A 12,074-nucleotide genomic window follows, 5' to 3' on the forward strand; every position below is an offset into this window, starting at 1 on the left:
TTTATTCCGTATTGCCAATATTATCCACAGGTTCACCAAATTGTAATATATATCCGTTGTTATCGTATATGGCAAATTCTCTCATTCCCCATTCGAAAGTTTCTATTTCATAACAGATTTCAGCTTTTGTTTTCAGGTCCTCCCAAAGCTCATCCACATGATTGACATTAAAATAAAATGAGCCGGTAAAACCTATCCCATGGTTCTTTTCATGCTGATTCGGTTGGGATATCATAACATACACCTCATCTCTGCGAAGTGATGCCCATTGCCATTCGTCACTTCTGCCTGCCAGCGAAAAGCCCAATACCCGGATATAAAATCCAATGGTATCTTCAATGTTTTCTGTCCAAAGAATGGGACGAAGCCCGGTAAACTGTATCATGATTTCTGTAGTTCAAAAGTTTCCTTTGCGATCTTCATATTGATAGACAACCATATTTCGTCCTCTATCCTGACTTCGCTTTTCATTTCTGGGTCGATATCAAATCCTGCTTTTTTATAGCATTCAATAGCTCCTTTATTCCAGTCATAGACATTAAGCTCGGCTGTTTGCTGATCAAAATGACTGAATCCATATTCCAGAAGCTGCCGGACTGTTTTTTTACCATAGCCCTTTCCCCTGTTGCTTTCATCCCAGATCAGAATTCTTCCGAGCAGAAATGTTTTTTCTTTCACCAACAGCTGGGCATGACCGATCGTGTTCTGACTGGCCGTATCCACTATTCTGAACAGCATCCGGTTTTCATCGGCCAGATCTCCGTTCAGCTGTTCTTTGGTCAATGGGAAATGATAGGCCGGACCGGCAAACTGAAGAAGTATTCTTTCATCCCTGATCTTTGAAATCAGTTCTTCAGCATTCTCAATATTAAAAGGCAATAATTCAATCATCATTTATTCTCTACATATGCTTTCAAACTCTGCCCGATAATCGTATTCCATCCGCCTGTAAAATTCACCCCCGAAAACCCGCCACCCAGCTCTTTGAAGTTTTCAATTCCCTCATGAGTCAGCTTTACGAGGGTTTCTCCATCCTCCTCAGGAAACAATTCCCAGGTTACGATTGTTTTTAAGGGTGAAAAATCGGGGTAGGACCAGGTATGCTTTAATTTCCGTTCAGGAACAATATCCAAAATTTCACACTGATGGTGAAATTGGTTTTCTCCTCCCGGCTCATAGAAATTAAATTCCTTTCCCACTTCCGGCTCAAAATCCGGGATATCAAAGTACCAGAGTTTCATCTCTTCCTTATCGGTCAATGCTTTCCAAACGTTTATCATCGGGGCATTTATTTTGTACTGAACAATGATGGGTGTATTCATCTTCTTTATTTTAAAATGCAATTACATGTTTTCTTTAAGCTTACCTATCAGGGCCGCTTTTATTTTAACCATGAGAAAATCCGGTAATCTTAGCTTCATCAAAATCCAGCTGCATTTCAATCGCTCTCATGACATGATCATCAAATATCTTTTCTTTTTTCATCCTGTGCAGCTCATTTCTCTGTGCCTGAATCACCTGCCTCAATACATCTTTATTCTCATTGATAGCGGTCACATAATCGCCGGTGGAAGCCATACATTGGGCTTTATCAGCCATCAGCATCATCTCGTTTTCAAGCTTATGCTTTTGATGGCGCACCAGGCTGTTCCTCTCTGCCAGTTCGGAAAAATCATTATCGAGTTTATGCAATGCTGTTTCCTTTAATTTACGCATAAGGATCACTTCCTGTTTTTCTTCCGGCAGTTCACTTCCCGAATCTTGTATATTTAATAATTTCAGGATGGGTGACAACAGAAGTCCCTGTCCTACCAGAGTGATCAGTATAATGACGAAAGTTACAAATAAAATAATATTTCGGTGCGGAAATGCATCTCCGTTAGGCAAAAAAGCAGGAATAGACAATGCTGCGGCCAGTGAAACCACTCCCCTCATTGCGGCAAAGCTAATGATAAAAGGCTCCCTCCAGTCCGGTTTGGAGACTTTCAGCCTCAGTTCTTTTGAGCAGAGTCTTGGAAAATACATCAACGCATAACTGTATAGTATTCTTGTTCCGATAATAGCCCCGCCAATCACGATGCTGTAGAAAATTCCTTCTGAGAAAGTATAATCAGTCAGCCCTTCTACCACTACCGGCAGCTCAAGCCCTATCAGAATAAAGATGATCGTATTCATCAAAAATATCAGGACACTCCAGACGTTTCCGGATTGAATCCTGGAGGTATGGCTCAGATAGCAATGGGAATTATAAGACATCAGCAAGCCTCCTGCAACCACAGAAAGTACTCCGGAAAAATGGAAATGTTCTGCTCCGACATACATAATATAGGGAACAATAAGGGTGATAACGGTATCTATATTAGAATTGGTAGGAATAATTCTCAACAAAGCTCCAAACAGAAAACCGACTGCCACTCCCACTGCAATACCACCAATGGCCATGGTAAAAAAGTCCTGAACGGCATCTCTCCAGATAAACTGGCCGGAAATGACCGCTGCTAACGCAAATTTAAATACAATTAAACTGGATGCATCATTGATAAGGCTTTCCCCTTCCAGAATACTCGTGATTTTTTTGGGAATTTTCATATGCTTCAGCACAGAGGTTGCCGCTACCGCATCCGGTGGAGAATTTACCCCGCCCAATAAGAAGCCCATCGCGACTGTAAGTCCAGAAATAATGGAAGACGAAAGATAGGCAACCACTATTGAAGTTAAAAATACAAGTCCGAAAGCCATGGAAAAGATCTGCTTCCTCCATTTATGAAAATCCTGCCAGGAAGTAAACCAGGCAGCTTCAAACAAAATAGGAGGAAGGAAAATAAGAAAAACAAGATCAGGCTCTATTTCAATACGCGGCATTCCGGGAACAAGGCTTATCAACAGCCCTGCAATCACCAGAAAAATAGGATAGGCAACTTTTAATTTCTGCCCGATCATTACTAATATCATCACAGACAGCAGTACTGCAATAGATATAATAACATAACTGTGAATCATTTTGTTTTAAATTTTTTTAAGTGTTATTTTTGAATGCAATGAATCAATTCCTTATCGATCATCTCATTACCTGATAAAAATCTACGGGAAGCATCATCATTGTACAATTAAAGGACAATATTATTCTTTGGAGTAATCGCCGGCGGAAGATCGGGTTCATCCAGCATATCCCTCATATCAATTTCTATAGTACGGCTGATCTGAGTGATCGGGACATCATTCGGACTTCCTTCAAAAGGATTTACAGAAGCCTCTCCCACACTGTCTAAAGTATGAAAACACCATGTTACCAATAAGGAGAATGGAATATTAAACCAAAGCGTCCATCCTTCTACTATTGTTCCTTCCCCTAATTTATCAAACTCTTTCAGCAATCCAAAGGGTACAAAAACAATAAACAAAAGCAAAAGATACGTGGTGATAGAAGAAAAGTTCCTTGGATACGGAAAATTTTTAATCCTTTCAGCTTTTCCCTGGCTGTCTGTGAATTTTACCAGCTGTTGATTGATCTGCGTCCATTGAAAATCATTGATTTCCCCTTTTCGATATGCCCCGGATAATTCTTTGCTTTGACGGGCCATCAATTGTGTAGCCCTGTTCTTTTTGCTTATAATATATTGAAGTTCAGCTCCGGATAGGTATTTTTTCAGCTCATCATCCAGTCGGGTAAGCCTTTCCGGAACATCATATTTTTGGGCATATTCATCAAACTGGGCGGTATCCATATTTTCCCAGGCTCTGGGTTCACGAAGCTGAAACCGTAAAGCCGTCAGCCATGCATAATGACGAAGGAACATTTCTTGTACTTTATGGGGATCTTTAGAAGCGAGGGAATCTCTTAGGATATATCCGAAACTCCGGCTGTCATTGATGATCGCTCCGTAAATCTGCCTGGCTTCCCAAAGCCTGCTGTAGCTCGCGTTATTTTTAAACCCTACGATGAATGCAACTGCCGTTCCCATAATCGCAATGGGCTGCCATGGAACGGAAAGGAATGTCCAGCCAAAAGAATACAGGACGGTAGGAATCGCTGATAATAGGGTCAGGGCATAAATACTGCGTCTCGTCCAGGTAATGAACTCCCGCGCCCCAAATCTTTTTCCTGAATGCATATGTGTAATTTTAATGTGTTAATTGATTATATCCGAAAATTTTCATTCATCACGCATTCAGCATTCCGTAGTCATTATTAATTTTTCGTGAATGGAATATTATTATAAAAACCGATCTGAATCTGGCCGCGATTTCTGTTTTCCTGGATCTGATTCATATACCCCGCTTCGATTCTCATATTTTTATTGATAACATATCCTAAAGCACCATAGACTCTGTTTCTATCAAAAACCGGACTGTTGAAGTGTAAAAACAGCTCATTATAAACCGATGCATACAGTGTTTTTGGCAGCATTTCCTTTTGAGTAATCGGAATATTCACTCCCAGCATATAACGGAATCTCATTCTAAAATCATCTTCCAGAAAACGTTCTTCCAGACGGTAACGATGCTGAAGATAAATACGTCCAAACTTCTGTTTTGTAATATACTGCTGGAAAATCCTGTGCTCTATATTCTCTTTTTTCTCCCCGTTCACATAAGGCTGGCTCAGAATAAAACCGTATCCCAGCAAAACATTATTGTTATTCTCAGTCAGATCATAGCCAATACCTGTACGGATTAAAAGCTGCTCCAAATCCCCTATGGCATCAAAGTTTCTGTACTGAACCTCATTATGCCAGTTTAATTTTTTGCTGATCTTATTATTTCCAAAATACATATACCAGGCACCCAGGTCACTTTTCTGGGCAAATGTACTTACTGAAGCCAATCCTAATACCGTGAATGCCAACTCCGTAAAAACCTTTCTCATGTTCTTTAATTACTATTATCTATCGTTCTTAACAAAATTAATAATTTTAATCAATAATAACAAGTAGTATTTAAAGATCTGGTCTTACCAGAAAAACCACCGCTGTTTTTTTACGTTTGGTGCCCTGCAGCTATGTCTTCAATTGGATTTTTCATCTGTTTATATTGTTGAAGCAACGGATCGCCTATACGTTATGTTCTTCAAATTTAAAAATTTTTGAATGCCAAGATATCGTGCAATAAAAAACCGGCAGTAGGGATGCCGGTATATTTTCACTCTGTTTCATACAATATCAACTTTACGGATGCTGCTGCATTTTTGAAGGATCATCGTAGTTGACCATCCAGTTGATCCCGAACTTATCCGTAAACATACCAAAATAAGCACCCCAGAAGGTATCAGCCATTGGCATAGTCACCTGCCCGCCTTCAGAAAGGCCGTTAAATAATTTCTCTGCCTCTTCTTTGGATTCTGCATTGATGGAGATTGAAAAATTATTTCCGGCTTTAAAATGAGAAGCCCATTCTCCGCCGGTATCACTTCCCATCAATACGGTTTCTTTAGAAATCGGAAGGGTAACGTGCATGATCTTATTTTTATCTTCTTCGGCCGTTTCTTTTCCTTCCGCCGGAGGCATTTCTCCAAAAGTTCCGATATAAGGATATTCACCTCCGAAAACGGATTTATAGAAATCGAATGCTTCTCTGCAATTTCCGTTAAATGTCAAATAAACGTTTACTGTTGCCATGATTTTTTATAAGTTAAGTTTTAATTAGTTTTGATGATGGGTAGGCAGGTTACCTGTGCTGGTCTATTAAAATCATATTCCCGTCAGGATCTTTAAGGTAGATATGCTCCGGTCCTGAAGTGGTTTCATCTGCTTTCCGGTCAATTTCTATTCCGTTTTCTATCAAATGCTTCTGAATACTCCGCACATCATCAAAAGATTCAAGATTCTGGGCGTTTTCATCCCATCCTGGGTTAAAAGTAATCATATTTCCATCAAACATTGCCTGAAACAAACCGATCAGGGTAGATCCGTTTTTCATGATCAGGTAATTCTGTTCTATATTTCCTGCCATTGATGTAAAGCCTAATTTTTCGTAAAATTCTTTAGATTTCTGAAGATCCTTTACACTTAAGCTGATTGAGAATGCTCCTAGTTTCATTTTTAGTTGTTGAGGTTGTTTTAAGGTTGAAATTCAAGGTACGTTTGAGATACTGGATATTACCTGAAGACTATGATCACTGGTTTTTCAGATGGGTTTTAAAATCCAAAGTTCCGTCATAACTTTTCCAGTCACCGATCAGCTCAATGTACTGGCCTTCTACTTTTTCGGTTTTTTTATTCCATTTAAAAGTATAAATAAATTTTCCTTTGAAAAGCCCTGAATGTTTTCCTTTATTTTCTTCAGCCAGTTCATATTCTCCAAATACAGTTCCCTGCTTCTTGGTATCTTTATATTTTGAAATGGTAATTTTTCCTTCAAATTTTGCATAGGAAGCATCTGCAAGAGAATATCCTGATACAAAATATTCCTGATCATTCTTTTTGTTCTGCTCAGAAATACTGATCTTCAGTTTCAGTTCCTGTCCTTTATTCCCGATTGTTCCTATATAAGGCTTACTGTTGTTCAGCCATACATTTGAAATATCAGGCATCTGGCCCCACACAAAGTTGGCCGTTAAGATAAAGAGTAGTAAAAGCTTTTTCATAAGGTTATTTTTAAACGCCGAATTGGGCCAGGTGGTGGTTCAAATGCTTGGCAAACATATTATTCCACTCCCAGGCATTTAATTTTCCAAAAGAAAATGATTCTTTCCCATCAAAAGCCGCTTCTCCCAGCTGTTGTGTCTTCTGGATAAAACCAATCAGCCTTCCTTTTTCTTCATCAAAGTTTTTTCTTCCGGTAATCAGAAACTGGGGAGCCGTTGGTGAATCTCTGGGATAAGCTTTCTCGCCAACCACTTTAGGTTTTACAAAAGTTTTAAGAATAAATCTGGCAATAGATCCTGGTTTTTTATGTTTTTCAGGCTCATAGATCATTTCATAGGTTACACAACAATGGGCCAGCATCTGGTCAACGGTCATTTTCCCCACAATCCATGGGTATCTTCAACAAGTTTATTTATTCTATCAATATAATTCTGAGCAACTTTTGCGTCAAATACGTTTTCCATATTTTCTCTAATTTACTAAAGACAAATATATCAGTTTTTTTGTTTGATTTTTACAGGTGGCCGGAAATTGCTTACGACTTATTCGCTGACAGCTGACAGCTGCAGATTATTGGTGGCCGGCAGTTCAGTATATTAAAAATTATGGAGAAACAGGAAACATGAATGTACAGGGCCGGTCCGTATTGATAGTGATTATTTACATTCTTATTGTTCCATATTGAATATCATCCACTGAGCATTATTCGACAAGTAATAAGGAAACGACAGCCAATAGCCGGTATCTACCCTATTTCTTTCTGAGAATTCTCATCCCCTGCAACCTCCTTTGGCGCAGCTTTCCTGAAAATAAACCAAAGTTTGATCTTTAAAGCAATCCAGCCTAAAACAGCATACACTACTAAAAGAATGCTTAAATGTTTTAAATAGGGAAAAGTGAGTTCTACCGAACCTTTCTGGATCAATAAGATTTTAAAGGCCTGTAAGAAAGGAGTTAAGGGAATAATATTAGCGATAAACTGTACAAAAGCAGGCATCGCATTTAAAGGCCATGTGAAACCACTGATGATAAAAGCGGGTGAAGCAATTACCATAAGAATTTGAGTTGCCTTTAAAGCGTCCGGAATCAATATGCTGATGAATACTCCCAAAAATGACACAGAACCTACAAATACGGCTGTAAGCAGAATGAAATTAAGAATTCCCTCGGGCATCGGAACCCTGAAAATCATATGCATGAAGTAATAGATTCCAACAATAAGAACAGAAAAAACCCAAATCGGAATGACTTTAATAAGCATCGTCGGAAATGCCCATTTTTTCATCTTAAGATATTCTTTTACGAAAGATCCTCTTTCAAATTCTGCAGCAAAACTTACCGCCATGGCCAGGAGTATCACCTGCTGCAATACCACCGCCAACATGGCCGGCCACATGAAGATGAGGTAGTTTCCGGTAGTATTAAAGAGCGTGATATAGTTCGCTTTGAAAGGTTCGTACTGTGTTGCTGCCTTTGCTGCAGGCATGCCTGCTTTCTGAAGCGCCTTGATAGAAGCGCCCGCAGAGAAAGTACCAATGGTTAGCTGAAGTGCTTTGGAGGCGAAATTAGCAGTAAGAACGTTCCCGGTATTGATATAAACATTCAGTTCAGGATATTTTTTTTGGAGCATATCTCCTTCAAATCTCGAGGGAATAATAACAACTGCCGCGGCTTCATGCCTGATCACCTCATCTTTGATACTTAAAGGTTCCTGAAGGTATTTAATAACTTTGACACTCTTATTGTCATCAAGCATTTCCGTCAGTTGGCTGGACAAAGGGGTATTATCCCTGTCAATGACCAATACAGGTGTGTTTTCAACTTTTCCGCTTTTATACACAAATCCCAGCAGGGTTGCATAAAAGACAGGAGCCAGGAAAAATACGGTCCTTAAGGTTGAATTGCCAATAAAAAGTTTGAACTCACGTTGTAAAAGACGGAAAAATTCTTTCATTTATATTTATGTTTTAAGATCAGAGGAAACTTTGCACTTCATAAAATTCTATTTGAGAATAATCCGGCATGCTCCGTTCCACAGTACTTATTTCAGGATAACATTCGCATTCACCAGAATGTTTTTAGCCTTATTCATATCTTTAGGTTTCACTTTGATCTCATAGATCGCGTCCTGCAGCTGATAATCGGGATAAGCAGTGGTGATATCCGCATATCTCGTCAGCTGTTTGATATACACGATATTTCCCTGAAGATTTTCTTTATTGTAAACCACCTGCATGGTGACCTCCTGTCCTTTTTTGTATTTTGAGATCGCACTTTCAGGAACTGTAAATCTGAAGAAGGTACTTTCCGGAATATACCCATTGAATAATGCAAAACCTGCTGTCGCCAATTCACCGGGATTCAGACTGATGGTTTCTATTTCCATATCATTGGTAGCGATGATGTACCTTTCGGAATACGCGACGTTTGCTTCCTGTAAAGCGCCTTTAGCCTGGGAAGCCTGCCCTGCTGCCATTTCCACTTTTTCGAAACGGGTTCCTCTTTTCACATCATCCAGTTCTGCCACTACAGCATCATACTGAGCCTTTGCACCCTGAAGTTTTGCATACACTTCATCATGAGCCTGCGGCGACATCAAGCTGTCACGGAACATATTATTGGCTCTTCGGTACGATTTCTGTGCAAATTCGTACTGTTCTTTGAGTCCTTTATATTTTGCCTGCAGCTGTTTCATCTGGTCAGCGGTAGCTCCGTTTTTCGCCATTTGTTCCTGGGCGGCAGCAGCACTTACCGCTCCCTGGGCCTGGGCAATTTTTGCGGAAACTTCCGGTACGTCAAGCTGTGCCAGTGTATCTCCTTTTTTCACAGTCTGCCCTTCAGAAACATATATTTTTAAAATTCTTCCGGTTACTTTCGGGGCAAAAGAAATCACATCTTTTTTAGTTTTCCCTTCAGGTTCCTTGATCTTTTCATTTTTTTTGTCGCAGCTCCCCAACAGAAGCAGAGCAGCAAAGAGTATAGCTCTATTTTTATGCATCATTTTAATTTTTAAGGGATTAAATAAAATTTGGTGATATCCAGCTCCTGAGTAGATCTCATCAGTTCTATTCCCGCTCTTCTCTGATTGAAAATGGCATTCTGATATTCCAGTTCCACGGCTTCCAGATCATTTTCAGCGTCTATAAGCTGTGAAGATTTGCTCATTCCATACCTGAACTCTTTTTCTGCCTGCACCAAAGCATTCTTTGCCAGCTCTTTTTCTTTAGCTTTCAAAGTGATCTGAGCTGTGGCAATGTCATAATTGGTTTGGTTATTAGCCAGATTCAGGGTCAGTTTTTTCAGGGCCTCTTCTTTCTGATTCTGCAATACTTCTTTTCCGACTTTAGCTGTTTCTTCAGCATGTTTTCCTTCTTTTCCGTCAAAAATCTCCCACTTAAAGCCAACTCCGGCGGTGATCAGAGGAAATACATTAATATTATTGGGACTCCAGTCCAGTTTTTTCCCTTCGTATCCCAGCAGTGGAACGGCAGGAATTATATTTTCTGAAGATTTAATCCGGTTTCCGTAAAGTCCGATGTAATAAGCAGAAGCCATCAGCTGTACTTTAGGGATCATCCATGTTCTTTCGGCCTTTACCTTATAATCTGCAGCGGAAATTCCATGATCAAGAGCTCTGATTTCGGCTCTTTCCTCTATTCCTTTTTCAGGAGAGAGTAAATCTACAGGCGACAGGACCGGTTCAATCATTCTCAGCCTTTCTCTATTGATTCCCGTAAAAATATACAGCTGGGTAAGAAGTAATTCTTTCTTTCCTTCGTACTCTACCATTTTTGCATTTAAAGTAGCTTGTGCAAGCTCAATCTTTTTATGATCATAGGGAGTGATCAGGCCATATCCTAAAGCTTTATCTGCAGTCTTCTTATTAATATCCAGTCTTTTTTTACTTTCATCCAGCACTTTTTTAGACTGATGGATCAATGCCAGCTGATCATAAGCTTTGGAAACATTGGCGATGACATCGTCTTTTGTTTTTTCCAGCAGAATATCCTCAGACCTTTTTTTTTCCTCAATGGCTTTCTTCAGATATTTGACTTTCCCTCCGGAATACAGAAGCATCTTGGCATCGGCTTTAGCGATACCTGAAAATCCGGATACATTAAAATTGTTGTTAAAAGTTCCTTCCGGAATATTGATAAATGGGGCCAGGTTGATTTCCGGCGACGTCAGTCTTGCTGTTCCGTTCAGATAGCCTACTTTTCCACTTAATTCCAGAGTAGGAAGAAAGATATCTTTCAGTTTGTGTTCATCAAGATCAGTCAGTTTGTTTTGGGTAATCTGCATTTTAAGATTCGAGTCCCGAACCATTGCACTATCTAAAAGTTCTTTAAAATCCGGCGCAGACTGTGCCCAGCTCAAAGCAGGAAAAGCGAAAAAACTAAACGTAAAAATCAATAAATTGTTTTTCATGGTTTATGTTTATAACAAATATAATGCAAAAAATGTTAAAACCCTCATAAATAAGTTAAAGAAACTAATGAATTTAAAACAAGTTTAAAATATGTTTAAGTTTGAAAACACCATTACATAAACTCAGGGAAAAAGCGTTTAAAATTCAATTAAAAAACAAAAAAATTTTGAAAAAAAATTATCTCTACTTTTAACACTTTTATTGTATCCGTTTTTTTCATCCATAAGGAAGGCCTGTAAGAGTATTAACTGGAAAAATTACGCATCCCTATTGAATGGTTTCAACCCCAAAAGCATTGTAATAGAAGGAATACTAACGTCCAATCCCGTCATTTGATGACCCGCCCCCATCTGGTTTTAAAATCAATTGACATTCAACAGCACAAATGAACCGAAATTAAAATAGCAATCCCTGTCTTTCGGGATTTACATCTTGGATAAGATTATCGGCTTATGCCAAAACTTAAGCTCTAAACACTTCAATATATTTTTTATCATGTGGATGCTCTTAAAAACAAGAACTCCCCACATTACTGTGAGGAATTCTTTATGTAATAATAAGCTGATTTACTTTTGAACGGCTTTTTTCATGGCAGCATCCGGACGTAAAATTCTGTAGCGTACTTCGATGTCTTTCGGCACATAGAATACCAATGGAAGTTTGCTGTTGTATCTTACAATTTCAGGTTTTAGGGTAACAAACTTTTTAGTCGGTTTCTTATCCAGGCAACCCATCAGCGTTCCTGCGGTTTCTCCGTTAGATTCTACTTCGTAATAATTATATCCCCATCCCTGAAGATCCTGGGTTTTCATTTCTCCCATCAGGAAATAGTTGTTACAGTCTAACATTTTTTCAGCACCTACGAAAAGTTCAACTTTTAAATCGTTTTCGTTTTTGGCTACGGGAAGCTGAATATATACTTGTTTATATCCTTCTTTAGCTTTTGGGAACATTTCAATCTGCAGTTTTTCAAACTTCTCAGCTTTCTTTTGCGCGAAAGCACTTACTCCAGCCATCAATACCAGTCCTGTAATTAAAGTTTTTGAAAATTTCATTTTATT

13 protein-coding genes and 1 pseudogene are annotated in these 12,074 nt (G+C 39.0%); all 14 read right to left on the reverse strand.

Annotation, left to right across the window (positions count from 1 at the left end; translation table 11 throughout):
* Position 1: 1 nt before the first annotated feature.
* On the reverse strand, positions 2 to 385 hold the full coding sequence (locus MUW56_RS02225; RefSeq protein WP_292011653.1) for a VOC family protein: 384 nt from the start codon (positions 383 to 385) through the stop codon (positions 2 to 4).
* On the reverse strand, positions 382 to 894 hold the full coding sequence (locus tag MUW56_RS02230) for a GNAT family protein (protein WP_292011654.1): 513 nt from the start codon (positions 892 to 894) through the stop codon (positions 382 to 384). Before MUW56_RS02230 ends, MUW56_RS02225 begins: the two co-directional genes overlap by 4 nt.
* Complete coding sequence (locus MUW56_RS02235) at positions 891 to 1,322, reverse strand: SRPBCC domain-containing protein (protein ID WP_292011655.1); 432 nt, start codon at positions 1,320 to 1,322, stop codon at positions 891 to 893. Before MUW56_RS02235 ends, MUW56_RS02230 begins: the two co-directional genes overlap by 4 nt.
* Positions 1,323 to 1,386: 64 nt before the next feature.
* On the reverse strand, positions 1,387 to 3,000 hold the full coding sequence (locus MUW56_RS02240) for a Na+/H+ antiporter (protein WP_292011656.1): 1,614 nt from the start codon (positions 2,998 to 3,000) through the stop codon (positions 1,387 to 1,389).
* A gap of 107 nt (positions 3,001 to 3,107) precedes the next feature.
* Positions 3,108 to 4,112 carry a bestrophin family protein gene (locus MUW56_RS02245; protein WP_292011657.1) on the reverse strand — a complete coding sequence of 335 codons (1,005 nt, stop codon included), beginning with the start codon at positions 4,110 to 4,112 and terminating at the stop codon, positions 3,108 to 3,110.
* A 77-nt stretch (positions 4,113 to 4,189) separates the two neighbouring features.
* The gene (locus MUW56_RS02250; RefSeq protein WP_292011658.1) at positions 4,190 to 4,867 is read right to left on the reverse strand and encodes a DUF2490 domain-containing protein; all 678 of its coding nucleotides are present in this window, start codon (positions 4,865 to 4,867) and stop codon (positions 4,190 to 4,192) included.
* Between the two features lie 298 nt (positions 4,868 to 5,165).
* Positions 5,166 to 5,615, reverse strand: coding sequence for a VOC family protein (locus MUW56_RS02255; protein ID WP_292011659.1), 450 nt, complete (start codon positions 5,613 to 5,615; stop codon positions 5,166 to 5,168).
* A gap of 49 nt (positions 5,616 to 5,664) precedes the next feature.
* Positions 5,665 to 6,036, reverse strand: coding sequence for a VOC family protein (locus tag MUW56_RS02260; RefSeq protein WP_292011660.1), 372 nt, complete (start codon positions 6,034 to 6,036; stop codon positions 5,665 to 5,667).
* A gap of 76 nt (positions 6,037 to 6,112) precedes the next feature.
* On the reverse strand, positions 6,113 to 6,583 hold the full coding sequence (locus MUW56_RS02265) for a hypothetical protein (RefSeq protein ID WP_292011661.1): 471 nt from the start codon (positions 6,581 to 6,583) through the stop codon (positions 6,113 to 6,115).
* 10 nt (positions 6,584 to 6,593) lie between these two features.
* Positions 6,594 to 7,048: pseudogene (locus tag MUW56_RS02270) on the reverse strand (DUF1569 domain-containing protein).
* Between the two features lie 281 nt (positions 7,049 to 7,329).
* Positions 7,330 to 8,538 carry an ABC transporter permease gene (locus tag MUW56_RS02275; RefSeq protein ID WP_292011662.1) on the reverse strand — a complete coding sequence of 403 codons (1,209 nt, stop codon included), beginning with the start codon at positions 8,536 to 8,538 and terminating at the stop codon, positions 7,330 to 7,332.
* 87 nt (positions 8,539 to 8,625) lie between these two features.
* On the reverse strand, positions 8,626 to 9,582 hold the full coding sequence (locus MUW56_RS02280) for an HlyD family secretion protein (protein ID WP_292015364.1): 957 nt from the start codon (positions 9,580 to 9,582) through the stop codon (positions 8,626 to 8,628).
* An 11-nt stretch (positions 9,583 to 9,593) separates the two neighbouring features.
* Positions 9,594 to 11,012 carry a TolC family protein gene (locus MUW56_RS02285; RefSeq protein ID WP_292011663.1) on the reverse strand — a complete coding sequence of 473 codons (1,419 nt, stop codon included), beginning with the start codon at positions 11,010 to 11,012 and terminating at the stop codon, positions 9,594 to 9,596.
* A gap of 567 nt (positions 11,013 to 11,579) precedes the next feature.
* Complete coding sequence (gene eco, locus MUW56_RS02290; RefSeq protein WP_292011664.1) at positions 11,580 to 12,068, reverse strand: serine protease inhibitor ecotin; 489 nt, start codon at positions 12,066 to 12,068, stop codon at positions 11,580 to 11,582.
* Positions 12,069 to 12,074 lie beyond the last annotated feature (6 nt).

Origin of the sequence: Chryseobacterium sp., assembly GCF_022869225.1 — a bacterium.
Taxonomy (GTDB): Bacteria; Bacteroidota; Bacteroidia; order Flavobacteriales; family Weeksellaceae; genus Chryseobacterium.

Bases quoted from the DNA above. Each gene is read 5' to 3' on its own strand.
- MUW56_RS02225 (WP_292011653.1), bottom strand. From the start codon at position 385: ATGATACAGTTTACCGGGCTTCGTCCCATTCTTTGGACAGAAAACATT.
- MUW56_RS02230 (WP_292011654.1), bottom strand. From the start codon at position 894: ATGATGATTGAATTATTGCCTTTTAATATTGAGAATGCTGAAGAACTG.
- MUW56_RS02235 (WP_292011655.1), bottom strand. From the start codon at position 1,322: ATGAATACACCCATCATTGTTCAGTACAAAATAAATGCCCCGATGATA.
- MUW56_RS02240 (WP_292011656.1), bottom strand. From the start codon at position 3,000: ATGATTCACAGTTATGTTATTATATCTATTGCAGTACTGCTGTCTGTG.
- MUW56_RS02245 (WP_292011657.1), bottom strand. From the start codon at position 4,112: ATGCATTCAGGAAAAAGATTTGGGGCGCGGGAGTTCATTACCTGGACG.
- MUW56_RS02250 (WP_292011658.1), bottom strand. From the start codon at position 4,867: ATGAGAAAGGTTTTTACGGAGTTGGCATTCACGGTATTAGGATTGGCT.
- MUW56_RS02255 (WP_292011659.1), bottom strand. From the start codon at position 5,615: ATGGCAACAGTAAACGTTTATTTGACATTTAACGGAAATTGCAGAGAA.
- MUW56_RS02260 (WP_292011660.1), bottom strand. From the start codon at position 6,036: ATGAAACTAGGAGCATTCTCAATCAGCTTAAGTGTAAAGGATCTTCAG.
- MUW56_RS02265 (WP_292011661.1), bottom strand. From the start codon at position 6,583: ATGAAAAAGCTTTTACTACTCTTTATCTTAACGGCCAACTTTGTGTGG.
- MUW56_RS02275 (WP_292011662.1), bottom strand. From the start codon at position 8,538: ATGAAAGAATTTTTCCGTCTTTTACAACGTGAGTTCAAACTTTTTATT.
- MUW56_RS02280 (WP_292015364.1), bottom strand. From the start codon at position 9,582: ATGCATAAAAATAGAGCTATACTCTTTGCTGCTCTGCTTCTGTTGGGG.
- MUW56_RS02285 (WP_292011663.1), bottom strand. From the start codon at position 11,012: ATGAAAAACAATTTATTGATTTTTACGTTTAGTTTTTTCGCTTTTCCT.
- eco (WP_292011664.1), bottom strand. From the start codon at position 12,068: ATGAAATTTTCAAAAACTTTAATTACAGGACTGGTATTGATGGCTGGA.